The following is a 25,310-nucleotide window of genomic DNA, read 5'->3' on the forward strand; positions in this document are numbered from 1 at the left end:
CTGTGGAAAGTCCTGTGCAAATCCTCGTGAAAATAACGTAATTAGCACGGATTTTCCACAACGTTTATTAATTTCAAGAAGCAGGTGATAAAATGACAGTTATGTCAAATAAGTTGTTTACTGACGACTTTTTCGATCCTTCGTATGCATTTTTGTCAGATAAAATTATAAAAATGCATGCAAAACGGCATATGCAATCCCTTGAGAATTTCGTGGAAAACTCTTGTAACAGCTCGCGCGCATCCCACCAGTTTTTATATACGCTATTGTCGATCCTGGATAATCCTACACGGCTGGAGGAACTGGGACCGGATAAAAAGCAGCTTCTGTACATGAAGCTGCTTTCGCCACCGTTCGATCAGTTCCCCAGCATAGTATATTCGAAAAAGGATAACGCAGCAGAAGATATAAAGATTTTTAAAAAGAACTTAAAAGCATATCGCAGCGATGAATATATTTATCGAGCATTGAATATTGTTCGCCAGCTATTGGAGCGGTCGGATCCTAGTCGCGAGTGGGGATATGAACCTGATAATCAACCGGAGTTCATCAGCAAGCTAAGAGACGAAGTAGATAAAATTTATCTAAAATTTTATACAGATTTACGGGATACGGAGTTCCCAGTTAAGCGCTTGCCAACTTGTAGCGACACTCTGTGTAAAATGGTTATAATGGATTCCAGGATATATCCTGTGCTGCCTGCTCTCTTTACATTAAGTGCAGTTTATCAGGCTGCACTTGATAAAAGTCCTGGTAAAGCAGCGCTGTTGGAATTCATCATTCAACCTTCTTTGACAGATTCGTGCTTCACCGACAATGCATACAAAACGAAGGTTTTGAGCAAATTAGCTTACCGGCTGCTCAATAAAATCGAGAATACATTAATCGATAATTTAAACAAATATAACACAGTTGTCTTTCCTAGCAAGCATATCAACTGTCCACCAAGTATAAGCGCATTGAAATTTGACGATCAACAACCGCCCTCTGAAAAGGTTTGTTTTAATCAGCATATAAATTTTGCCTTTCCGCTCTGCAAAACGCAGTGTTTAGCAACTGATATTGCAACGGCTTGTTCCTTAACAATGGAGCAGGCGTTGGAATTGAATACTCATATATCCGAACATCTGCTGGATAAATCGTATAATGAGAAGCATCTGCGTGAGATATACGGAGATCAAGTAACCGAGATAATTAAAGGGTTCCGAACTTTGGCTAATCCTGGAACGTATTATAAACAAGACTCTTTTATTAATATTTACAAAACCTGCGTGTGGGGCAAGCTGTCGGCTTCTGCTAAATTTTTCTTTGTTGATCCGTATGATAATTCGAATAACCTTCCTTTCAATCTGTATCAATTTATCCGCAAGTACTTTACATATGTCTCTTTATCAAGATATGTGCTTTACTATTCCGCACCATTCCGACCGTTGTACGGCTCGTCGAAAATGCTTCCGCCAGGCTGTAAAGGTATATTCCGAGATTTTAAGACGTATAGCGAATGTTACTTTACTGACACGGACGTTCAGCCTCAATTGTTTCCCTTTGCAGGAACCAATACATATTTAATAGGAGTCAAAGAACTTCGACCTAGTATTCGAACGGAGCTTATTCGTACTTTTACGCCTTACAGTGCCGTCCATTTTCTCATGAGACACCTTGAGCATCCGCCTAAGAATAAGTCGGCTTTACAGCAATGTATTAATGAGTATCTTAAGAAGTATCCGCTTTCGAAAGATATCGGTATGCTGTTCCGGGACACTAATGAAATGATAGCCGTATATCAGCTGATGCTAAAAGCAGCGCTAAATATTATCGCTCATTATACAGTTTCACTGTTGGCAGACGCACGCATCCAAACGCTGCAAAACCACTTATAGTATCCTTGAATTGGTGGGAACCGTGGGAGTTCCCACCATTCCCACCAATATTTTATGAGTGTTGATTGCATCTTCGGTAAAATGTGTTTGCCCTTAGTCCGGTCTGCCGCATGGCTTCCGCGGCGGTAATCTCTCCTGCCCGCCAACGAGCTACCACCCGCTCGAAGTTGTCCGGCAGAGGCATCGGCTTACGGCCGGTGTACTTGCCCTGCTCTTTGGCGATGGCGATACCTTCGCGCTGGCGCTGGAGAATATACTCGCGTTCCAACTCTGCGACTGCTGCAAACACGGTGAGCATAAATTTTCCTGTTGGCGTGGTTGTGTCGATGGCCTCCTTGCGGCTGACAAATTCTACTTGTTTCTCGGTCAGCTGTTCCACGAGATCGAGCAGGTCGCGCGTGTTCCTCGCAAAGCGGCTGATCGACTCCACGATTACCGTATCGCCGTGCCGGACATATTCCATCATCCGAGTGAGCTCCGGGCGGTCCGTGTTTTTGCCGCTCGCCTTGTCGATGAAAACCTCGTCAACATCGAGTTCGCGCAGCAGGGCTTCCTGTCGAGCGGTATTCTGCTCCTCGGTGCTGACGCGGATGTATCCAATCTTCAAATCTGTTCCTCCATTCATTGCAATAGGTTCACCGCACGTTTTGACATATTTCAAAATTTCGAAAACAACCCTATTGACATAGTTTTCCGTTGTTTCAGATGGGTATAGCCTAATGACACGCTCAAAAAATACCGACTCTTGATGAGTCGGTATTTTTGTGTTCAATCATCGTCGATGATGTCGGCCAGCAGACCGATAATAGTCAGCGCACCGAGAATGACTTTTCCTGCGTTCACTTTTTCACCTTCTCAACTGTCCGAGAAATTTTCAACGGCCTCGATGATGAGGTCAACCACTGCGCCGACGGCCTGAAAGATTGGGCCGAGTGCAATCATGCGAATCGCCTCCTTTCTATTAGTACGCATAGAGCAATTCGCCGGTCATCTCATGGAGCAGAGTAGGATCGTAGAGCATTTCTTCGATCTCCTCCTCCGAACAGCCGTAGTCGAGAAGTGCTTGCACCTCATCGGCGGTTACGCCGAATGCCTTCGCCACGTTAAACAAGTCGTCATAGTTCGGAGGCGTATCTACGCAGAAGTCGCGGTAATATGGAGAATAACGCCGCCACCAATGCTCATAGCTGGTTCTCGGTGCAAATGCCCCGGTAGTGATACGGCCATTGCGGTCAATCTTCAATATCTCGCCCTCCTGCGGTTCTAGAATGTCGGTGGGCGCTTTCAGCCGCAGCTTTTTCAGCGCCTTGCAGAGGATTTCCTGCGTCGAGGCGTAAATCAGAAAGCCATCATAGAGCATTACGCACAACGGATTGTCCCCAACGACGAACCAGATGGAATCATCCCTATCCAGAACGGTAAACACAAATGAACCCTCGACTGCTTCGGCCATAAATTTCAGGCTGTCGAAGTCGAGGGTTTTATTTTTCTCTAAAAGCTGAACGGCGACGTAGCTGTCGGTCTCGACACTCGTCAGCGGCAAATTTTCCTCTGTGCGTAACTCTTTGTCATTCCAGAGAACGCCATTATGCGCGAGCGCAAAGCAGTTTCCGTCAATTTTACCGAGAAACGGATGATTGTTCTGGTTAAACTGCGCATTGCCCTGTGTGGTCATACGGGTGTGCCCCATCACCGCGTTCACACCGTGTGGAATGTGAATCTTCATTTTTCGAGCGGGAAGCGGACGCTTGTAGATACGCAGGCGGTCGTTGAAATTGTACGCGATACCGGTCGCATCCGTGCCGCGCACCTGACATTCGCGAGCCAGCGTATTCAGAATTTTGTTTTTCGTATGGGCACTCAGGCACTCCTTAAAATCGATTAAACCGAATAAACTGCACATATTACTCCTCCTCCGAAGCGTTTACAGGTTCGTTGACATACAAGCGACGCTCTTTCAAATACTGAATAAGTTCCGGCTCGGTGATGTTGTCCAGAAAATCAAACCAGCTCATGTCCTGCACCTGACTGTCGGACAGAGAAACAGCCACCTCGACAAGATGGTTGACCATCTGCAAGGTGGCTTTGAGAGTATTCAGTTTGAGCGTGCCGCGGAACATCCGGATTTCAACCGTATCCGAGTTTGTGAGGTTGACCGCCGTATAACGTCCGGCGCAGGAATTCTTTGCGTGGCTCATTTGTTCGGACGGGGTGAGCCGGATACCGTACCGAGCCGCCCAGCGATTCATCTGGGACTGGGTGCGGCGGCTAAAGCGAAGCAGCTCCGCCCAGAATTTTTCGACGAAATACAGTAAACGGGCAATCGCGGCCTCCTGCTGCTCATAAGTACAGCCGAATGCCAGACGGGAAATGTGAACGTGCAGTCCGCAGGTGCCCGCCGCGTGGCTGAGGTACCCCATGCTCTGCGCTTTACGGAGGACTTCCGCCCACGGCATTTCGTTCAGCTGATATTCGAGCGTCATCGGGTGAGTGACTAACTCAAGTCCTTCATCCAGACTACCGTCTGTCTTGATGTACAGGTTCTCGGCATCCTTGTTCGCAATATCAAGCAGCTTCTGCGCGTTGCTGTTTACCGTGCCGCCGTCATCGATTTCGAGCTCCACGCCGAAATGCCGCAGGCCCTTGCCATGAAACACAAGATCCGGTGTGTAATTGTACTCGTGTATAATGTTACAATGCTCATCCCAGCAGGATGCGCAGTAGGCGTTGTCGTCATTATCCCAATACGCGCGGTCACGATGAATAATGCGGTTGCAGTCTTCGCAGCGGACGTAGTATTCATCAAAGCAGTGGTCGCAGAGTGTGTGGGTATCGTCCTCGACGGCGTTTTCCTCGTAGACCCGCTCGGCACAGTGGTCACAGATTACGGTCAGGCGGTCGGCACAATCCTCGCAGAGCCAGTCGCCTTCCGCTTGATACATGTCTTCAATTGGGTATTCTGCACCGCAGTTTGCACAAATTCTCGTTTCGCTCATTGTCTGTTCCTCCATTTCGTTTGGTAAAACTTAATACTCTTCGGCAAGCAGCATAGTAGAATGCGTCAAATCGTCGATGACGAACACCTTCGCGTTTACGGCATCATCACACGGCACATCAAGCTCGTAGCGGTACGGCGGCTGCTCCTGCTTATGGACGATGTGCTGACCGGTTGGCGTTTTGGTAAGGATAAACACTTGCAGGTAATCCTTTCTCGGCACTTCCATCGTCAAAACCATGTGCCACATGAGGTTGATCAGCCACGATGGGATTTCATTCTCCACGCCACGTGTCAGGAATTTTTGATTTTCGAACATGTTTCTTCTCCTTTCAAACAAAATAGGCCACAGGGAATTACCCTGTGGCCCTCATGAATATAATATATATTTTATCTGATTGGAAAAACGGACAGTACAAGCTCTGCTGTTCAAGAGTAATATCTACAGTCAAAATTTGAATTTTGAATATAGATAAGTGACTTTTGTTTCTTATTATGATATGCTGTATCTGCATGGGATAGAGGATCAATTGGATATGCACATAGCTGTAATGGTCTAGGCGTTTTGATTTGAGATAGGTTGTATTGTGAATTGATTACGAGCGTTGGAAGTACGCTGTCACGCGGAAGTCTAAAACTACTATGGCGTTCGCAATCTCGAGCTCTTTTATAATATAAGGGGATTTAGTCATATGATTCATTTAATCGCAAGTGATATTGACGGGACGCTGCTGCAAGGCGGACAGACCCGATTAGACCCGGCGCTGTTTGACGTTATTGAACGGCTGGAACAGCACGGAATTCGTTTTGCGGCGGCGAGCGGCAGACAGTATACCAATCTGCGGCGGCTGTTTGCCCCTGTCGCGGACAAAATCGACTATATCTGCGAAAACGGCAGTCTGGTCATCAGCGACGGCAGTGTGCTGTATAAGCAGGTGATCGACCGGGCGCTCGGCACGAAGATTCTGCGCTGCATGCTGGAGATGGAGGGCTGCGAACCGCTGCTGAGCGGAGTCATGCAGTGCTATGTTCAGCCAAAGGACCCGGCTTACGCGGACCATATGCGATATTTTGTGGGGAATGATGTAGCGGTTGTAGAGGATCTGACAGCGGTGCCGGAGCCGTTTCTGAAAATTGCGGCGTATTTCCCGGACGGCGCCACCGAAGAATACCGTCTGCGTATCGCGCAGGCTGCGGGAGGGACGATGCGGCCTGTGGTTTCCGGTATGGCGTGGGTGGACCTGCTGCCGCAGGACTGCGATAAAGGCACAGCGCTTGCGGTTTTGCAGCGCCATCTTCATATAAATCGAGAAGAAACGATGGCTTTCGGGGATAACGAAAATGATGTGGAGCTGCTTCGGCAGGCGGGACTGTCCTATGCGATGAAAACAGGCAATCCGTGCGTTCTTCGACTGGCAGACCGTGCGGCGGATGATGTCATATCCGAACTGAATATGCTGCTGAGCGAATTGGAATAAGACGATTTTGATCAGAACAAAAAAACACCACCCTTGCGGGTGGTGTTTTTGAAGAAAAGGAGAATTAGGATTTTGTCGTGAGCTTAAACAGAACAGCGCCGTGCGTATCGATCGAGCATACAATGCCGGAGGAAACGACAGCATCGGGCTGGTCGCCCCAGAGGTCGTGAACCGTGTATTCACCGGACAGACCGAGCTTGTCCAGCGTGATCTCGCGCTTTGCCGGAAGATTGCCGAGATTGAATACGGCAAGGTAGGTGTTACCCTGCTCATCTTCAGCCTGCCATGCAATCGTGTCGCAGACATTCAGAATTTCGCGGGCGTTCCGGCTGTCCTTCAGCAGTGCCAGCACTTCCGGGTTGGTAATCAGGCCGAGCGTCCATTCATCCAGATCGGTCAGCTCGCAGCCAAGCATAAGCGGCGAACGGAAAATCGACCACAGCGTCAGCATGGTGCGCTGCTCAGGGCGGGTCAGAAGCGTGTTGCGCTCGAAAACGCCGTGCTCGCAGCCGCGAATGGAGATATGGCCGACCGGAAGCATATCGCAATCAGGGAAGCAGCCGTTCGATACGTAAGGACTCCAGTTGCGGCAGCGCATGAACATTTCAGTAATATCTTCCCAGCGGTCCCAGAAATCGTTGGTAATGCGCCACATATTGGCGTATTTGCGCAGGTGGTCCGCCTGTTCCACCATGGCCGGTCCGGGAGAAAGACTCAGCACAATATCGCGGCCGCAATGCTGAATTGCTGCGGCGATCATTTCGATTTCTTCTCTGCCGGAATAGTCGTAATCCTGATTGATACGGCGGTAAACCACGCAGATGTCATCTACCTTGACGAAATCGACGCCCCACGAAGCGTACAGCTCGAACAGAGAGTCGTAATAGGCCTGTGCGCCGACGGCAACGGGATTAAGACCGTACATATCCGAGTTCCAGGCGCAGATAGAAGCCGTGTGAGCAATATCACGCGCATGAACATCGGTACCCTTGATGGGTACGTTCTTTGCAACCGCCTGACGCGGAATGCCGCGCATGATATGAATGCCAAATTTCAGTCCCTTGCTGTGAATGTAGTCAGCAATCGGTTTGAAGCCTTTTCCGTCTGCGGCGGAGGGAAAACGATTTGGGGAGGGCATCAGACGGCCGTATTCGTCCATGCAGAGCTCAGCAAAGGCGTGATAGGCGGTAGAATCTGCGGTCGGCTCCGACCACTGAATATCGCATACAACGTATTCCCAGCCATAGGGCTTCAGATGCTCTGCCATATAATCCGCGTTACGGATGAGGTCCTCTTCCGTAACGGAGGCACCGTAGCAGTCCCAGCTGTTCCAGCCCATCGGCGGATTGACAGCAAACAAGTTCTTGTCCATAATTACCCTTCTTTCATAAATCATGTAAATCTGAAATTGTATGATCAAATCCGACTGGTTTGTCTTGACAAATTGGATTATAGCACTATTATAAAAAGTATCAAATGACTTAAAAAAGCAAAAAATATTTTTCTGCGATAAAATTTATAAAATTTTATTAGATATGTTTGATAAAGTCAGCTCGGAAGGGACGGACCGACATGGTAGTATATCTTTTTAATTTCAACACCTGCCAGGATCTAGCGCTGCTGGAAATCGGCGATCAGCAGTGTTCGCCGCTGTATGCCTTTGGCCCGAATATTCGTAATGAATACATTTTTCATTACGTTGTATCGGGAAAAGGTGTGGTTATGCTTCAGCCCTCCGGCGAAAAAGGACAGAATATTCTCTCCGAAACGATTGAAGTCAAGGCGGGAGAAGGTTTTCTGATAGAGCCGCATACCGCGCATATGTACCGTGCTGATGAGAACGACCCATGGCATTATATCTGGATCGTATTCACCGGCCTGAGCGTACCGTCGTATCTCCGTGCGTGCGGCCTGACGCGGAATAATCCGGTTTTTTACCCCCAAAGCTATGCGCATGCGGTATCTTCCCGCGTCCGGGAGCCGCTTCGTCAGATACTCGGCCACCCCGATGCCTCAAAAGCGTTCATTATCGGGCAACTGCATCTTTTCTTTGACGGACTGATGGAAAATACCGCAGTACAGTCAAAAAATGTTACGACGGATATCAATATCGCCAATGTCTACATTGCGGAGGCGATGCGCTATATCGAATCGCGCTATGCGGATATTCGCTCGCTGGATGAAATTGCCGGTTTCTGCAATGTCACCCGAAGCCATCTGGCAAGGCTGTTTCGCAGCACGCTACATGTCACATTGCAGGAATATTTGATCAATTATCGAATGGATAAGGCCAAAGAGCTGCTGGTCAACACCAATCTGCCGATTTATCAGATTGCGCAGCAGGTTGGCTATGAAGGCGCGCTGCAATTCAATAAAGCGTTTAAGAACAGAATGCAGGTGCCGCCCAGAACGTGGCGGCTGCAGAACCGGCTCCGGCTGAGCGGCGACCCTGACAGAAAATAGATATGCAAAATTGTACGTACATTTTGTTTACAAAAATGAAAACATACGTTATAATAGGAGATGTAATAATGATCATGGCAAATCAAGGAGAATGAGATATGGCACAGCCCAAATATCAGCTGTTACAGCAATGGCTGAGGGACCAGATAAATAGCAGAGAATACACTGCGAATCAGCAGATTCCAACGGAACTGGAGCTTGCTGAGCAGTTTGGATACAGCCGGCAGACGATACGGCAGGCGATCAGCGGCCTGGAGCAGGAGGGGCTGCTGAAGCGGACGCCGGGGCGCGGCACGTTCGTATGTCAGCAGAATGCCGGCCGGGTGAACCGCAGCGAATCCCGCACCCGCAGAGTCGGTGTGCTGACCACGTATCTGGACGATTATATTTTTCCCGGCATCATCAACGGCATCGAGCGGGTGCTGAGCCGTCATGACTATCTGTTTACGCTGGGACTTACGCACAATAAAACGCTGGACGAAGCGACGGCGTTGCAGAAGCTGCTGGCGGACGGTGTGGACGGACTGATCATCGAGGGCACCAAAACGGCTCTCCCTACGCCGAACGAAGGTATTCTGCAAAGTTTTCGCGATGCAGGCATCCCCATGGTGTTTATCAACGGCTGCTATGACGGCGCAAACGACAGCTACGTACTGATGGATGATGTACAGTCGGGCGAGCTGCTCACGCAGCATCTGATTGACCAGGGGCATACGCAGATCGGCGGGATTTTCAAATCCGATGATATTCAGGGCGTAAAACGCTACGAGGGCGTTGTAAAGGGAATGCAGAAGAATAACGGGCACATCAAGGATGACTGCATTCTGTGGTACACGACAGAGGATGTCCGCTATCTGTTCGAGGGCTCTATGGATGAAATGATCCTCAAGCGTCTGGCGGACAGCACAGCGGTGGTATGTTATAATGACGAAATCGCCGCAAAGCTGATCGATGTGCTGCGGTGCGCCGGAAAGCGCGTTCCGGACGATCTGTCGGTTGTCGGCTTCGATAATTCGCCGTTCGCCGGCTCGCAGCTGTACAATCTGACGACTGTGACCTATCCGGCAGCGGATATCGGAGAAACTGCCGCAAATGTATTGATGCGCTGTCTGGAAGATCCGGAGCATAGAGAACATATTAAAATCAAGCCTAATATTGTTGAACGCGGTTCTGTACGCTGCCTGAAATAATACCTTTTTGGATAATATGAATAAAAAAGACGGGAAAATTCAGTGCATTTTCCCGTCTTGCTTTTTGTACGTACAATTGTTACAATAAAAATACAAAAGATACTTACATATAGGTGAGTGCAGCAAAAAGAAGGTGCGTACAAATGAGCATGACGGAACAATTCAATGTACAGCCTGCGCCGCAGCGCAAGGTGCTGGGCATTGAATTCGGTTCTACACGAATCAAGGCCGTCTTGACCGACGGACATGGTGCGGTCCTTGCAACAGGAAGTCATACATGGGAAAATCAGCTGGTCAATGGCATCTGGACCTATCCGCTGGAGCAGGTATGGAACGGCCTGCAGGCGTGCTACCGCGATATGGCGGACCGGTACCGGATGCGGTACGGCAGTTCGATCACCGTTCTGGATGCAATCGGCTTCAGCGGCATGATGCACGGCTATCTGGCATTTGACCGCGACGGCAATCAGTTGGTTCCATTCCGTACATGGAGAAACACCATTACCGACCGGGCGGCCGACCTGCTGACCAAACAGTTTTCGTTTAATATTCCGCAGCGCTGGAGCATCGCGCACCTGTATCAGGCGATTCTGAACGAGGAAGCGCATGTTTCCTCCATAGATTACCTGACAACGCTGGCAGGATACGTACATTGGCAGCTGACCGGAGAACGCGTTCTTGGCGTCGGCGAGGCGTCTGGTATGTTCCCGATCGACAGCGCCGCGATGACCTACGACGCCGATATGGCGGACCGCTTTGACCGGCTGGTTGCCGGGCATCATTTCAGATGGAAGCTGCTGGACATTCTTCCACGGGTTCTGCCCGCGGGCGTACAGGCCGGCCGGCTGACACCGGAGGGTGCACAGCTGCTGGATCCGACCGGCGAGTTGCAGCCCGGTACGCCGTTCTGTCCGCCGGAAGGCGACGCCGGAACCGGCATGGTCGCGACAAACTCGGTCGCCGAGCGCACCGGCAATGTATCGGCAGGCACCTCCATTTTCGCAATGGTCGTGCTGGAGCGCCCGCTCAGTCAGGTATATCCGGAGATCGACATGGTGACGACGCCGGATGGCAAGCCGGTTGCCATGGTGCACTGCAACAACTGCACCTCGGAGATCAACGCATGGGCAGGCATGCTTCAGGAGTTCGCACACTGCATCGGAAGCGATCTGAGTGATGACAGACTTTATTCGCTGCTATATTCCAAAGCGGCGGAGGGAGAAAAAGACGGCGGCGGCCTTCTGTGCTGCAACTATCTGTCGGGTGAGCCGGTCGTTGACATGGAGGAGGGACGGCCTCTTCTGGTACGCCGTCCGGAAAGCCGCCTGACGCTCGGAAACTTTATGCGCGCACAGTTGTATTCTGCTGTGGCAACCCTTAAAATAGGAATGGAGCTGCTGACCGAAGGAGAATCCGTCAAGCTGGATCGGCTGATGGGCCACGGCGGTCTGTTCAAGACACCGGAGGCAGGGCAGAAAATCATGGCTGCTGCGATAGGTGTTCCTGTATCGGTTATGGAAAACGCCGGCGAGGGAGGCGCGTGGGGTATCGCGCTGCTGGCGGAATATATGCTGAGCGGAGAGGGAATGACACTGGCGCAGTACATGGAACAGAACGTCTTTACGGATATGCCAATCATCGAAAAGGATCCGGCTCCCGCGGACATTGCCGGATTTACCGCTTATATGCACGCATATCAGGGACTTCTGGCTGTTGAAGAAACCGCAATACAGGCGGTATGAAAAACGCAGGGGAAAACAGAAAGGAAGATACCGCATGGCACTGAAGGATTATGAATTTTGGCTGATTGTAGGCTCTCAGCATTTATACGGTGAAGAAACGCTCCGTCAGGTAAAGGAACACGCGCAGATCATGACGGAGGGAATGAACCGGTCGGGCAGGCTTCCCTGCTCGCTGGTATTGAAGCCGGTAGCAAAGACTCCGGATGAAATCACGGAGGTAATGCGGGCGGCAAACGCCGACAGCCGCTGCGCGGGCGTGATCGTCTGGATGCACACGTTTTCGCCCTCTAAGATGTGGATCGGCGGACTGTCGGTGCTCCAGAAGCCGTACTGCCACTTCGCAACGCAGTTCAACCGCAACATTCCGAACGAAGGCATCGACATGGATTTCATGAACCTGAACCAGTCAGCGCACGGCGACCGCGAACACGGCTTCATCGCAGCGCGCATGCGTCTGCCGCGCAAGATCGTTGCAGGATACTGGGAAGATGCAGATGTACAGGGAAAAATCGGTAGCTGGATGCGTGCCGCAGTAGGCGCGGCCGTAAGCCGCGAGCTGAAGGTCATGCGCTTTGGCGATAATATGCGTCAGGTCGCGGTGACCGAAGGCGATAAGGTCGAAGTACAGATGAAGCTCGGCTGGCAGGTGAATACCTATGCAGTCGGCGATCTTGTTGAAGTGATGAATCAGGTAAGTGAGCAGGAAATCGACAGCCTGATGAAGGAATATCAGCAGAATTACGAGTTCGCGACCGATGATATGGAAACCGTCCGCTACCAGGCGCGCGAGGAGATCGCCATTCAGAAAATGCTGGATGAGCACGGCTGCGGTGCATATACCAATACCTTTGAGGATCTCTGGGGCATGGAACAGCTTCCCGGCATTGCTTCGCAGGACCTGATGGCAAAGGGTTACGGCTACGGCGGCGAGGGCGACTGGAAGGTATCCGCGCTGACGCACATCATGAAGCAGATGAGCGAGGGCGTCCCGGGCGGAACGGCCTTCATGGAGGATTATACCTACGACCTCGAACCGGGCAAGGAGCTTTCGCTCGGTGCGCATATGCTGGAGGTCTGCCCGTCTGTTGCGGCGGAAAAGCCGCGCATCGAGGTGCATCCGCTGGGTATCGGCGGCAAGGCCGCACCGGCACGTCTGGTCTTTGAGGGACATCCGGGCAACGCCATTGTCGTTTCGCTGATCGATATGGGCGGCCGTCTCCGCATGATTGTACAGGATATTGAATGCATCAAGCCGATTTACGAAATGCCCAATCTGCCGGTAGCCCGCGTTATGTGGAAGGGTATGCCGGATCTGAAAACCGGTATCCACGCATGGATCATGGCAGGCGGCGCGCATCATACGGTGCTCTCCTATGCCGTTACCGCTGAGCAGATGGAAGACTGGGCAGAGATCATGGGCATTGAATTTGTTCATATTACGAAGGATACCACCATTTCGGCACTCAAGCAGCAGCTGCTCGTGTCCGATCTGGCATGGAAGCTGAAATAAGGAGGGGAGAGACGCTATGCTGGAACAGCTCAAGCAAGAGGTGCTGGAAGCCAATCTCCTGCTCCCAAAGCACAAGCTCATCACATTTACCTGGGGTAATGTATCCGGTATCGACCGGGAAAAGGGCCTGATCGTTATCAAGCCGTCGGGTGTGGAATATGAGGACATGACGGCGGATGATATGGTCGTGGTTGATCTGAACGGAACGGTTGTCGAAGGTTCGCTTCGCCCGTCCTCGGACACCCCGACGCACATCGAACTGTATCGCTCCTTCCCGGATATCGGCGGCGTCGTACATACGCATTCCCGCTGGGCAACGACCTTTGCGCAGGCCGGCATGCCGATTCCGGCGCTCGGCACGACGCATGGCGACTATTTCTACGGTGCGGTCCCCTGCACGCGCGCAATGACGCCGGCAGAGATCGCGGGCGAGTACGAGAAGGAGACCGGCAAGGTGATTGTCGAGACCTTCCGCGATAAAAACCCGAATCAGGTCCCGGCGGTCATCGTTCACAGCCATGGCCCGTTCACCTGGGGCGCGACGCCGAAAAAGGCGGTAGAAAATGCCGTTGTGCTGGAGGAATGTGCGCTGATGGCATGGCAGGACCTGCTGGTTTCCAACAATACCGTGCAGCCGATGCAGCAGGAGCTGCTGGACAAGCATTATCTGCGCAAGCACGGCAAAAACGCTTATTACGGTCAGAAGGCCTGAAAATAAAAACGCCGTCGCCTGCTGGACGGCAGCGCATAAGGAGGGCGGAATAAGCAGCAGAGAAGTAGAGTGGAAGAGATAACAGGACAAAAACAGAGAAAGAGGTATGAAAAATGAGAAAAATGTGGAAAAGAGCTCTGGCAGGCGTGCTGACAGCCAGCATGGCACTTTCGCTGGCGGCATGCGGCGGTTCGTCTTCTAACGGCGGCAGCAGCGCAGACGGCAGCACGACGCTTGAGGTCTGGTCGTCCAACCTGTCGGATTCGCAGCGCGAAAACGTAAAGAAGCTGGTAGCACAGTATGAGGAGCAGACCGGCGTCAAGGTCAACTATACCGAGTTCTCCTATGACATGCTGCATGACAAGATCCTCTCCGCGGCTGCGGGTGGCAATACGCCGGACGTTGCGTGGGGCCTGCCCGAGTGGACCGGCGAATTCCACAGCATGGGCATTCTGGAGGACCTGTCCGACCGCTACGCAAACTGGGACGACGCTTCCGTACTGAGCGACGCGGTCATGAAGGGTATGTCCATCGGCGATGAGATCATCGGTGTGCCGTACGAAATGACGGTTCGCGCTTATCTGTGCCACGAGAATATCATGGAAAAGGGCGGCGCGTCCGTACCGGCTACCTGGGACGATGTGCTTTCCATGACGGATTTCAAGGATAAGACCGGCACCTATCCGTATGCGCTGGCCTGCACGGGCGTGCGTGCTCCGCAGGAAATGATCGTTTATCTGGCGCAGAAGGGCCTTGAGATCTGCTCGCTGCAGGATGACGGCATGTACAAGAATACCTGGAAGGATAATGCAGACCAGCTGGCCGCAGCGGCAGACGTGTTCCAGTTCTATAAGGACTGCATCGACAGCGGCGTTGTCGATCCGAACTCCAAGAGCTTCGGCTATGAAGAGACCGACGACAACTTCGTCAACGGCTTCTCCGCCAGCTACGTAACCGGCAACTGGCTCCAGGAAAAAGAGGACGCCAATCCGGAAGTGATGTCCGATGTTACCGTAGAGCCGATTCCGGTACCGGAAGGCGGCACGCCGGCAACCTACATGGAGCTGAAGCCGCTGTTCCTGTTCAACACCAGCAAGAACAACGACGCAGCATTCGACTTTGCGACCTACGTATGCGGCAAGGAATGGCAGCAGGACGTTTACTCCAGCGCATCTCCGCGTTCCGATGTAACCGTTCCGGGCAAGTGGACCGAGGACTTCCAGGCTCTGTCCGATAACGGCGTTGCATTCCCGCCGGTAACGCTGGGCAGCATTTCTCAGGCTATGATCGATTCCATCGCTAAGGTCCTTCAGGAGGGCATGACGCCGCAGGCAGCAGCAGAGTGGCTGGCCGATGCAGTCAACACCTCTCTGGAAGAGTCCGGCGAGCTGAGCGCTTCGTAAAAAGAAAATGGTGCATACCGGAGCGGAAGCCGTTCCGGTATGCATACTCTTAATCCTGGAGAAAGGTGGAGAAATATGCCGGAAAAGAAGAAAAAATACTTAACACGCGACCAAAGAGACAACCGGACAGCCTGGATCATGCTGGCGCCCGCTCTGCTGTTTCTGGCGGTAATGATTGCCTATCCGCTGGGCAAGGTAATCCATGATGCGTTTTCTCAGGTAAACCTGATAAAGCCCAATGTTTCCGGATTTGCAGGTCTGGATAACTTCAAGACAATTCTCAATGATGAACACTTCTGGAATGATGCGAAAAACACCGTAATCTGGACAGTGTGCTCGGTAGCCGGTGAGTATATCGTCGGCATGCTGGCAGCTGTTCTGCTGAATCAGAAATTCAAGGGTCGCGCAATTTTCCGAACCTGCGTCTTTATTCCCTGGCTGGTTCCGATCATCGTTGCAGGCATGACATGGGACTGGATGCTCAATACAGATTTCGGCATTGTAAACTACCTGTTGACTCATCTGCATATCGTCCAGGCTCCGATAAACTTCCTCGGTGACGCCAGATTTGCTATGGCGACAGTTATTTTCGTAAATATCTGGCGCAGCTTCCCGTACTACACGATTTCTTTCCTGGCTGCGATGCAGTCGATTCCCGGCGACCTGTCGGAGGCAGCGGCGATCGACGGCGCGGGCATGTTCACCCGCTTCTTCCGCATTACGCTGCCGCAGCTGAAGTCGGTATCGCTGGTCATCGTATTCATCCATGTCATCTGGACCGCGATCAACTTCGACTTTATCTGGGTCATGACAGAGGGCGGCCCGAACTACGCTACCGAAACGCTGCCGATCATGATCTATCGTTATTCGATGAAAAAGTTCAATGTCGGCGCAGCGTCCGCGCTGTCTACCATGATGTTTACGGTCATGACGATCCTGTTCGTATTCTATTACCGCAAACGAGAAAAAATCAACAGCCAGGCAGGCTGAGAAAGGGGCGGAAAAAATGGGCAGTAAAAAAACAAGGGCGGCTGTTTCCGCCGTTACCTACATTCTGATCAGCATTCTGGCGGTCATCTGTGTTTTCCCATTCTTCTGGATGCTGATTTCTGCATTGAAACCGAAGGATGAGATCCGTTCGGCAGTCCCTTCGCTGCTGATCGACAATCCAACGATCGATAACTTCCGTCGCGTGCTGGTCGATAACGGCTTTCTTACCTATATTAAGAACAGCTTTGTCGTTTCCCTCGCCGCAACGCTCATCTCCATGATCATTGCGGTGCTGGCCGGCTATGCGCTGAGCCGTTACTACCGCAAGCGCATCGTGAAGACTTCGAACTTCATGATGATGCTGTCGCAGATGATTCCGGGCGTTCTTCTTCTGGTACCTCTGTATATGATCATGCAGCAGATGCATATGCTGGAGACGCACATTTCTCTGGTGCTGGCATACACCACGTTCGTCATTCCGCTCTGCACCTTTATGATGAGCAGCTTTTTTGACACGGTACCGATCGACCTGGAAGAAGCCGCCGAGATCGACGGCTGCTCCAAAGCAAAGACGCTGATCCGCGTCATTCTTCCGGTTTCGATTCCCAGTCTGATTTCGACCGGTCTGTATGCGTTCATCAATGCGTGGAACGAGTTCATGTTCGGCTACGTTCTGATTTCGTCCGATAAGCTGCGCACGCTGACACCGGCAATCATGCTTTTCAAGGGCGCGAACCTGGTAGACTGGGGCGGCCTGATGGCGGCATCCGTCATTTCGGTCCTGCCGGTTACGATCATTTTCCTGTTCCTTCAGAAATACTTCCTTGCCGGTCTGATGAGCGGTTCGGTCAAGGGCTGATGGAGGTTTGCCATGAAGCGTATCGCAATCAACGAAAACGGTATCCATATGGTCTTTGAGGTGCGCCGCGATAAGGTCCGGCTGGTGCATTTCTCCGCCCTTCCGCTGGACGAGAACACACTCGTCCGGCAGGGAGAAAAGGACCTGTATTTCCCCTCCGAGATACAGGTGACCGGACGCAATCGCCCCAGCAACTGGCATGGTGCGAAAATCGTAGAGACCTCGCCCGGATATGAAATGAAGTATCTGGATTTCCGCGACAGCCGGAATGACACCGGCCGCAAGCTGGAATGGGAGACCGTTCACGAGGAAACCGGACTGCATCTGACCATGCATTATCAGTTTTATGACGGCATTCCGGTCGTCCGCAGCTGGACCGAGGTAACCAACTGCGGGACTGAAGCGCAGGGGCTGGAAGCGCTCTCCTCGTTCTGTCTGATGGGACTCGGCAAAGAGGGCCTGATTCGACCGGATCGCAAGCTGCGCCTCAGCGTTCCGCACCACTCGTGGAAACGGGAAATGCACTGGAACAGATACAGCTTTTCCGATCTGGGCTTGACCTTCACGGCCGGTTCCGATCCGGAAGCCGAATCGACGCAGGTCTTTTCGGTGAGCAATACGGGCAACTGGTCTACCAAGGAGTATCTTCCGATGGCGTATCTCGAGGATACGGAAGCCGGCGTATCGCTTTACTGGCAGATCGAACATAACGGTTCGTGGCACTGGGAGATCAGTGACTACGAAGGGCAGTATTATCTGGAGCTTGGCGGTCCGGATGAGCTGCATAACCACTGGTGGAAGCAGCTGATGCCGGGCGAGACCTTTGTTTCGGTTCCTGCCTGCATCGGTGTGGAAACCGCAGGCATGGATCGCGCTATGGCTGCACTGACCGAATACCGACGGCGGATACGCCGCCCGAATCGTGACAATGAGCAGCTCTCGGTCATTTTCAATGACTATATGAACTGCCTGTCCGGTGACCCCACGACGCAGAAGGAACTGGAAATGATTCCGAAGGCGCGGGAAGCAGGATGCGAATACTTTGTCGTAGACTGCGGATGGTATGCGGACGGCGCATGGTGGGACGGCGTCGGTGAGTGGCGCCCCTCGGAAAAGCGCTTCCCGGGCGGCTTCAAAGAGGTCATGGATGCCATACGCGACGCGGGCATGATCCCAGGCGCATGGCTGGAGCTGGAAGTCATGGGCGTCAACTGTCCGCTGGCAAAGCAGCTTCCGGACAGCTGGTTCTTCATGCGGCACGGCAGGCGTGTGTGCGATAAGGGGCGCTATCAGCTCGATTTCCGCAATGCGGAGGTTCGGGACTATGCCGAGCGGGTGATCGACCGCATGGTCAATGAATACGGCGTCGGCTATATCAAGATGGATTACAACATCGAGCCGGGCACCGGTACCGATCAGCAGGCCGACAGCACGGGTCAGGGTCTGCTGGAGCATAACCGGGCGTATCTGGCATGGATCGATCATATTTTTGAAAAATACCCGGAGCTCGTCATAGAAAACTGCTCAAGCGGCGGCATGCGGACGGACTATGCGATGCTGGCACGGCACAGCCTTCAGTCCACAAGCGACCAGACCGATTACCGGCAGTACGCGACTCTGGCCGCCAATGCACCGGCGGCGGTCACCCCGGAGCAGGCTGCGGTGTGGTCCTATCCGCTGACCGACGGTGATGAAGAAGAAACGATTTTCAACATGGTCAACGCAATGCTGCTTCGCATTCACCAAAGTGGCCATCTGGTCAATCTCAGCCCGGCTCGGTTCGCGCTGGTGAAGGAAGGCATTGCATGCTACAAGAGCATCCGGCAGGATATTCGGCGGGCGGTTCCGTTCTGGCCACTGGGTCTGTCCTCGTACGGGGATTCGTGGGTATCTCTCGGACTGAAAGCCGGAAACAAAAACTATATTGCGGTATGGCGCAGCGACAGCGGAAACGATACCTGTCTGCTTCCCATTTCGCATCTGCGCGGAAAAGACGCAAGTGTAAAGTGCCTCTATCCGCAGAATGCCGCGTGCCGCTGCGCATGGCACAAGGAAAGCGGCGAACTTGCGGTCGAGCTGCCGGTGAATATCTCGGCACGACTGTTTGAAGTAAGTGCAAACGAATAAGGAGGAATCAAGGAATGGCAAAGATTTCTTTACAGAATATTAGAAAGGTATATCCCGGCGGCGTTGAAGTAGTGCCGAAACTTAATCTTGAAATCGCGGACAAGGAATTTGTCGTGCTGGTCGGCCCTTCCGGCTGCGGTAAATCGACTACGCTGCGTATGATCGCAGGTCTTGAGGAGATCACGGACGGTGATATGTATATCGGCGAGCGCCGCGTCAATGACGTTGCGCCGAAGGACCGCAATATTGCGATGGTTTTCCAGAGCTACGCGCTGTATCCGCATATGACGGTTTACAAGAATATGGCGTTCGGACTGTCGCTTCAGAAGATGCCGAAGGACGAAATCGACCGGAAGGTTCATGAAGTAGCTAAAATTCTGGATCTGGAGCATCTGCTGAACCGCAAGCCTAAGGCGTTGTCCGGCGGCCAGCGTCAGCGTGTCGCACTGGGACGCGCTATGGTGCGCGACCCTGATGTATTCCTGCTGGACGAGCCGCTGTCCAACCTGGATGCCAAGCTGCGTACCTCGATGCGAGCGGAGATTGCCCGCCTGCATAAAAGACTGGGCACGACCTTTGTCTACGTAACGCACGACCAGACCGAGGCGATGACGATGGGCGACCGTATCGTTGTTATGAAGAGCGGTATCATTCAGCAGGCCGATACGCCGACAAACCTCTACAACAAGCCCTGCAATATGTTTGTAGCCGGCTTTATCGGTTCTCCGCAGATGAACTTCATCGACTGCACGATCGAAAAGGGAAAAGAAGGCTACGGCGTCAATTTTGCCGGCAAACTCATCCCTCTGCCGCAGGGCAAGTTCCCGGACAAGCTGATGGCGGAATACGCCGGAAAGACGGTGGTTCTCGGCGTCCGTCCGGAGGACTTCCATACGGAAAGCGCATTCCTGGAAATGAGCGAGGACAGCACGGTAGAGGCCGAAGTTGAAATCGCAGAAATGATGGGTGCGGAAATTTATATCCATGCTGTATGCGGCGGTCAGAAACTTATCGTGCGCGCACCGTCCCGCGTGCAGGCGGAAAGCGGCGACCATATTTCGCTTGCTATCGATAAGAACAAAATTCATCTGTTTGACAAAGAAACCGAACAGGCAATCAATATTAAATAATTTATTCCTATTAAGCCACCTCTCTCTTCTAATATGGGAAACTCCGTATGGCTGAATATACGCCATATGGAGTTTTCTCGCTCATATGAGCACACAACACATCGCATTTGATGCAAGATTTTGCATTCATCTTAGGATGTTTATATGTCAGTAACATATCTGTTTCTCAAAAAACTCCACAATCCCCGCTTTCAGCACTCTCCACTCCCGGCCGACCTTTACGGCTGGGAGTTCTTCGTTTACGATCATCTTGCGCACTTGCTGGCGCGTTGTCTTGAGCAGGGCAGCCGTCTCTTTGACGGTTAGGATTTCATCGTTCGACATGGTAAAACCTCCTTGACATGGGTGAAAGCACATTTCACTTTAATTCATGTATACTTATTCTAATGTTGGCGATTGAACGTCAAATCATGCTGTTTAAGCAGGCACAAATACCCTGCAACAGGCCGTTAGAACGAAAATTATAAATGATGATAAAAGAGAAAATTTGCCTGCATGCACTGATGAGAAATAGATTTATGACTGGAATGAAATACATCCTGTCTCCATCTCCTCAAACTTCCCCAACAATTTAATAAGGTCAGATTTTTTAATCCTGCAATCTTTCTGGACGGCTGCGAGCGAAACGCAGTCGTTCGCCTTTTTCGCGATACGGCGCAGCTTCTTTTTCGTCTTTTCGCGGTACTTGGAGGCATTGATACGGTCCAGCAGCTCGGGAAGCGAAACCGGGTCAAAGTGCATCATATGCAGCCGGTGGAGAAACTTATGCTGCTGATTTTCAACCTGAGAGCCAAGTTCAATCAGCTGACTTTCCCAGTCTTTAGCCTTAGTCAACTTGGTGATTTTCGAACGACCAAACCGCAATTCCAGTCGAAGAATATGCTCGTCAATCTTGATATCATGCCGTTTCTCAAGCTCATACGATTTATCATAAACTGAGAAAGCACAGCTTTTAGACTTATTCTCAATCGTCCACGAATGCTTATTGGCTCCCTTGAATTGCTCATCGGAATTTGCGTATTGTCCGAACTTAACCGTGTTGTAATGGGGGATAGGAAAGGATTTCTTGAAAATATCCAAACGATCTTGAACATCAGCCTTGCGTTCATAATACAGATTGCAGGTCAAGTCACACCGTGACAGCTTAAACTCCTTGAGCCGTCGGTCAACGCCGATTTTATCAAGGATATTCCGCAGGCGGTGCTTTACCTGCTGAACAGACTCTTTGTCAGCCTGAAATAATGCGGTCGGTTTATATGTACCAGTGAGTAGGGAGGACGGGTTGATAATCAGTATCAGCCAGCACGGATGCGAAACGGACTGGCCAAGCTGTATCTCAACGCCAATGTCCTTGAACTGCGTTATCTGGTAATACGGCGAAAGACCTAATTTCCCTTTGCTGGTACGAATGCACTCATTTTGTTCAATAATGTTCTGTATTTTGGAATATTTGCATTGTAATTTCAACGAAAAGGTGTGGATGCCGTACTTGTTCGTAATCATTTGCTATTCCTCCGTTTCTGTGCGCAGACTGTGCAACGCTTGCAGGTTTTCGTTTCGTGCTGTCCTTGGTGCTCGAGGATATCGCATACCATGCAGCTTTCGCTATGGATGAAGTTGTGTACTTGGTTTAGATTCGATTTTATCGTTTTCGCAGCTTTGGCTGACTGCTTTTTCGCCTTCTTGATAAAGCTATTTGAGATAGCCTCATCATCGCCGTTCTGATCGTAGAAGATGACACAGTGCGCCTTTCGTCCATCACGTCCCGCTCGGCCAATCTGCTGAATGTAATCCGTCATGCTGATCGGTGCGTTGAAGTGCACGACAAGTTCAATATCGGCAACATCAATACCCATACTGAATGCTGAAGTTGCAATCATAATCTTTCTTTTGCCTTGCAGGAAGTCGAATAATAACTGTTTTTTGCGACGTTCCGGTTTAATTCGTGAGTGATAGCGGGTAACATCGCCGGAGTATATTTCTCCCAGAATGTTGTACAGTGCGTCCACATATGTAGTTGTCTGCGCAAAGATCAGCACCGAGCCATCTTTGTGATACTTATCAATCAGCTTGCAGAGCTTCTTGATACGGAATTCCAGTCGTTCCTCCAAGGTGTTCTTCTGACAAGTAACATCCTTCTTGAGAAGAATAAGATTATCACGCCGCAAATCACTGCGCAGAATAACAGGCTTGTCCATGTGTAGACTGTCGCGAATGATATTCAAAGAGTCAGCAGATATTGTCGCAGAGCAGGCACAGATAACCGGTTTATGTTTCAGTTTACCAATAAAATCACCAATATGCAGATAAGCGTCACGAAACGTATAACCCCATTCCGTAATGCAGTGACACTCGTCCGCCACGATCATAAAAATATCCGAATGCTGCATAGTTTCAATAAACACATGATTTTGCAGTCGTTCGGGAGTGATATAGAGGAAAGTCAGTTTTCCTTTGCGAGCCCGGTGTAATATCTTATCGATATCCTCCTTCGAGCGGGTCATATCGATATAATCGACAGGAACATCATGCTCCTGTAACGTCTGCACCTGATTGTAGATCAGCGCAAGCAAAGGCTCGATAACGATAGTCAGCTTGTCGGAATGAGCCAGTCCAACCGTTTCATAGATGACCTGTTTGCCGGAACCAGTAGCAGCAATGACGATTGCGTCCTGTTCAGCATCAAGCGTGTTCATCGGAATAATCTGTGCCTTGCGAGGCTTGTCGAAACCGAGTTGCTTCAGTGCAGATTTTAAATGTCGTTTGATATCCATAGAGATAACCTCCAATGTGTTAAGATTATCTTTATGTTATCGGAATGTAAAAAGATAATGCCGAATAGTGAACATTTTTCCAAAATAAGTTACATTTTTCGATTTAATAGATTTTCTTCTCAAATGCCTTAACAGAGTAGTTTAGACCGGAATATCGTATTATGGAGAATAAAAAGTGTAAAAAGGTTCGAATAGATAAGCGTAATTTTTCCGGGAATCGGTTACTACAGAGGATTTATCGCGAGAATGAAAAAAGTGAAAATTCACCCATGAAGAGTGAATTTTCACATCAATAAACTGAGTGCTGCAAGCAAAGCCAACCGCAGGTCGGCACAGCAGAAAACCGTTCTCGAAGTTCTCTCGAATAAGACTCGGAAAATCTGTCAAAACCCATTTTGACATAGTATTCTGAAACACTTTTTTTGAGCCACAAAACAACACGGTTTTCTTTTGGTATTCGCCAATAATTAAACGAGAATGTTATTTAAATGCGGAAAATATACCGATATTCGACTGTTTGGATTGCAGCAGACTTTCGATGTTTCCCGCTTAAAATCCCCCGGAGTTAAACCCGTGCCGGTTTGATTCCGGCTGGCGGCACCAAGGATTCCTGCACTTTCGTTTGAGAGTGCAGGGATCTTTTTTGCATTTATGGGGATAAACTGGAACCGAGAGGTAAGATTTTATCCCCTGAATGTTGGCATTTTCAAAAATGAAAAACTCGATTTTGCCAACATTTCGTTTTCATGCATCGAATGACTATGCGTTATGCTGAATAATGCTTGTCATCATGCTTGCCGCTGCACTGGCGGTATCCAATTTATCACGGTAGTCCAGATGCGTATAAATGTCCGCCGTGGTCTGATAGGTTGAGTGACCGAGCCAAAGCTGAATATCTCGCAGAGAGATCTTCCGGCGGCACAGCATAGTTGCGCAGGTGTGGCGCAGGTCGTGGAATCGTATCCGTGGCAGCCCCGCCCGTTTCAGCACCCGCTGGAGCATATGCAACACACTGTTTGGTGACATAGGGCCTCCGCTTGGCGATGGGAATACCCATTCGCTGCTACCCGTTTTTCTCCTTTGATGCGTCAGAACGCTTATCGCGTCTGCCGACAGGGGCAGTGTGCGGTAGGCGTTTTTCGTTTTCAGCGGGGCCTCGACCACCTTGCCGTTTTGCCGGGATATAGCCCGCTGCACCTTGACCACTCTGCGGTCGAAATCTACATCCGTCCATTTCAGCCCCAGCAGTTCGTCCCGCCGCAGTCCGGTGGCGAGATCAAGGTAGTAGAGCTCGTACACGCCGCTGTCCCTGGCTTCTTGGAAGAAGGCGCTGAGTTGGTCGGCAGTCAGCGTTTTCATCTCCTTGTGTTCGACTTTTGGCAAGGCGCAGCCCTGCGTCGGGTTGCGGGTTACCAACTTCTGCTCCATGGCGAGATTGTACGCCGAGCCGATCATCTGGTGGATGTTCCGCACGGTCTTTGGCGCTAACCCTTTCGGCTTTTTCTTGGCCTCAATGCGGTCTACTCGCCCGCCATCCAACAGGTGCTTGTAGAACCGCTGTAAATCCAGAGAAGTCAACTCTGCCAGCGGGACGCTGCCGATCTGCGGCTTGATGTGGTTCTTGAGGAAACCCTGACTGGTCTTGAACGTGGACGGGCGCAGCTTGATTTTCGCGTAGTTTTCCATCCAGATCTCAAGCCAACTTCCCACGGTGCAGGTTTTCGCTTTGCCGTGGTCGATGCCGACGTTCTCCTCGATGGCTTTTTTCAGTTTTTCTTTTACTTCCGCCTGCGTTTTTCCGAGGACATTTTTGATGATGGACTTTCCGGTTTCCGGATCGTGACCGACAGAGTATCTTCCCTCCCAGCGGCTGTCCTTTCGTTTGCGGATGTTCCCTTCCTCGTTTGCTCGTCTTTTTGGCATGGTATCAGCCCCTTTCGACAACGAACGATACCGTAACCAACAGAGGAAAGCTATCCAAAGGTGGAACTGTTATCAGAAAGTTATCATTTGCCTTGCGGTGACTTCTGCCCCTAATCTTTGTCTATGGCGATGCA

Annotated in this window: 21 protein-coding genes; 12 read left to right on the top strand and 9 right to left on the bottom strand. The window is 51.0% G+C overall.

Annotated features, from left to right (window positions below; all coding sequences use genetic code 11):
* Positions 1-92 precede the first annotated feature (92 nt).
* Positions 93-1,880, top strand: a complete 1,788-nt coding sequence (locus H8S02_RS09535; RefSeq protein ID WP_186970330.1) for a hypothetical protein — start codon at positions 93-95, stop codon at positions 1,878-1,880.
* A gap of 52 nt (positions 1,881-1,932) precedes the next feature.
* Here H8S02_RS09535 and H8S02_RS09540 read toward each other — a convergent pair whose 3' ends face one another.
* The 4 genes from H8S02_RS09540 to H8S02_RS09555 form a co-directional block, all read right to left on the bottom strand.
* Positions 1,933-2,487 (bottom strand): recombinase family protein, encoded by a 555-nt coding sequence (locus H8S02_RS09540; protein ID WP_186970331.1) that lies wholly within the window; start codon positions 2,485-2,487, stop codon positions 1,933-1,935.
* Positions 2,488-2,841: 354 nt separating this feature from the next.
* Complete coding sequence (locus H8S02_RS09545; protein ID WP_186970332.1) at positions 2,842-3,783, bottom strand: class II glutamine amidotransferase; 942 nt, start codon at positions 3,781-3,783, stop codon at positions 2,842-2,844.
* Position 3,784: 1 nt separating this feature from the next.
* A complete protein-coding gene (locus H8S02_RS09550) occupies positions 3,785-4,822 on the bottom strand; it encodes an amidoligase family protein (RefSeq protein ID WP_243166484.1) in 1,038 nt (345 codons plus the stop codon).
* A gap of 84 nt (positions 4,823-4,906) precedes the next feature.
* Complete coding sequence (locus H8S02_RS09555) at positions 4,907-5,194, bottom strand: DUF960 family protein (RefSeq protein ID WP_117489229.1); 288 nt, start codon at positions 5,192-5,194, stop codon at positions 4,907-4,909.
* A gap of 373 nt (positions 5,195-5,567) precedes the next feature.
* Here H8S02_RS09555 and H8S02_RS09560 point away from each other — a divergent pair, with 373 nt between their 5' ends.
* Positions 5,568-6,353 carry a Cof-type HAD-IIB family hydrolase gene (locus H8S02_RS09560; protein ID WP_117489227.1) on the top strand — a complete coding sequence of 262 codons (786 nt, stop codon included), beginning with the start codon at positions 5,568-5,570 and terminating at the stop codon, positions 6,351-6,353.
* Between the two features lie 64 nt (positions 6,354-6,417).
* Here the strand turns inward: H8S02_RS09560 and H8S02_RS09565 are convergent, their stop codons facing one another.
* Positions 6,418-7,725: a glycoside hydrolase family 27 protein gene (locus H8S02_RS09565; RefSeq protein ID WP_117489225.1), complete on the bottom strand. Its 1,308-nt coding sequence runs from the start codon at positions 7,723-7,725 to the stop codon at positions 6,418-6,420.
* Positions 7,726-7,925: 200 nt separating this feature from the next.
* Here H8S02_RS09565 and H8S02_RS09570 point away from each other — a divergent pair, with 200 nt between their 5' ends.
* The 10 genes from H8S02_RS09570 (at position 7,926) to H8S02_RS09615 (ending at position 20,479) form a co-directional block, all read left to right on the top strand.
* A complete protein-coding gene (locus tag H8S02_RS09570; RefSeq protein ID WP_117489223.1) occupies positions 7,926-8,816 on the top strand; it encodes an AraC family transcriptional regulator in 891 nt (296 codons plus the stop codon).
* 98 nt (positions 8,817-8,914) lie between these two features.
* Positions 8,915-10,006 (top strand): GntR family transcriptional regulator, encoded by a 1,092-nt coding sequence (locus H8S02_RS09575; protein WP_186970334.1) that lies wholly within the window; start codon positions 8,915-8,917, stop codon positions 10,004-10,006.
* A 149-nt stretch (positions 10,007-10,155) separates the two neighbouring features.
* The gene (locus H8S02_RS09580; protein WP_407926402.1) at positions 10,156-11,748 is read left to right on the top strand and encodes a xylulokinase; all 1,593 of its coding nucleotides are present in this window, start codon (positions 10,156-10,158) and stop codon (positions 11,746-11,748) included.
* 34 nt (positions 11,749-11,782) lie between these two features.
* Positions 11,783-13,258 carry an L-arabinose isomerase gene (gene araA, locus H8S02_RS09585; RefSeq protein WP_186970336.1) on the top strand — a complete coding sequence of 492 codons (1,476 nt, stop codon included), beginning with the start codon at positions 11,783-11,785 and terminating at the stop codon, positions 13,256-13,258.
* A gap of 16 nt (positions 13,259-13,274) precedes the next feature.
* The gene (araD, locus tag H8S02_RS09590) at positions 13,275-13,970 is read left to right on the top strand and encodes an L-ribulose-5-phosphate 4-epimerase (protein WP_117489219.1); all 696 of its coding nucleotides are present in this window, start codon (positions 13,275-13,277) and stop codon (positions 13,968-13,970) included.
* 122 nt (positions 13,971-14,092) lie between these two features.
* Positions 14,093-15,373, top strand: coding sequence for an ABC transporter substrate-binding protein (locus H8S02_RS09595; RefSeq protein ID WP_118722982.1), 1,281 nt, complete (start codon positions 14,093-14,095; stop codon positions 15,371-15,373).
* A 75-nt stretch (positions 15,374-15,448) separates the two neighbouring features.
* Positions 15,449-16,363: a carbohydrate ABC transporter permease gene (locus tag H8S02_RS09600; RefSeq protein ID WP_117489217.1), complete on the top strand. Its 915-nt coding sequence runs from the start codon at positions 15,449-15,451 to the stop codon at positions 16,361-16,363.
* Positions 16,364-16,379: 16 nt separating this feature from the next.
* Positions 16,380-17,222 carry a carbohydrate ABC transporter permease gene (locus H8S02_RS09605; RefSeq protein WP_118286011.1) on the top strand — a complete coding sequence of 281 codons (843 nt, stop codon included), beginning with the start codon at positions 16,380-16,382 and terminating at the stop codon, positions 17,220-17,222.
* 12 nt (positions 17,223-17,234) lie between these two features.
* Positions 17,235-19,349 carry an alpha-galactosidase gene (locus H8S02_RS09610; RefSeq protein ID WP_186970337.1) on the top strand — a complete coding sequence of 705 codons (2,115 nt, stop codon included), beginning with the start codon at positions 17,235-17,237 and terminating at the stop codon, positions 19,347-19,349.
* 14 nt (positions 19,350-19,363) lie between these two features.
* Entirely contained in the window at positions 19,364-20,479 is a 1,116-nt protein-coding gene (locus tag H8S02_RS09615; protein ID WP_117489211.1) for an ABC transporter ATP-binding protein, read from the top strand.
* Positions 20,480-20,626: 147 nt separating this feature from the next.
* Here the strand turns inward: H8S02_RS09615 and H8S02_RS09620 are convergent, their stop codons facing one another.
* The 4 genes from H8S02_RS09620 to H8S02_RS09635 all read right to left on the bottom strand — a co-directional run bounded on the left by H8S02_RS09620 (position 20,627) and on the right by H8S02_RS09635 (position 25,176).
* On the bottom strand, positions 20,627-20,803 hold the full coding sequence (locus H8S02_RS09620; RefSeq protein ID WP_186970338.1) for a helix-turn-helix domain-containing protein: 177 nt from the start codon (positions 20,801-20,803) through the stop codon (positions 20,627-20,629).
* Between the two features lie 192 nt (positions 20,804-20,995).
* Positions 20,996-21,982 carry a hypothetical protein gene (locus H8S02_RS09625; RefSeq protein ID WP_186970339.1) on the bottom strand — a complete coding sequence of 329 codons (987 nt, stop codon included), beginning with the start codon at positions 21,980-21,982 and terminating at the stop codon, positions 20,996-20,998.
* Positions 21,979-23,253 (bottom strand): RecQ family ATP-dependent DNA helicase, encoded by a 1,275-nt coding sequence (locus H8S02_RS09630; RefSeq protein ID WP_186970340.1) that lies wholly within the window; start codon positions 23,251-23,253, stop codon positions 21,979-21,981. The genes H8S02_RS09625 and H8S02_RS09630 overlap by 4 nt, the downstream gene beginning before the upstream one ends.
* Before the next feature lie 759 nt (positions 23,254-24,012).
* Entirely contained in the window at positions 24,013-25,176 is a 1,164-nt protein-coding gene (locus H8S02_RS09635) for a tyrosine-type recombinase/integrase (RefSeq protein WP_186970341.1), read from the bottom strand.
* Between the last annotated feature and the right edge of the window lie 134 nt (positions 25,177-25,310).

It is taken from the genome of Agathobaculum hominis (assembly GCF_014288055.1).
Taxonomy (GTDB): Bacteria; Bacillota; Clostridia; order Oscillospirales; family Butyricicoccaceae; genus Agathobaculum; species Agathobaculum hominis.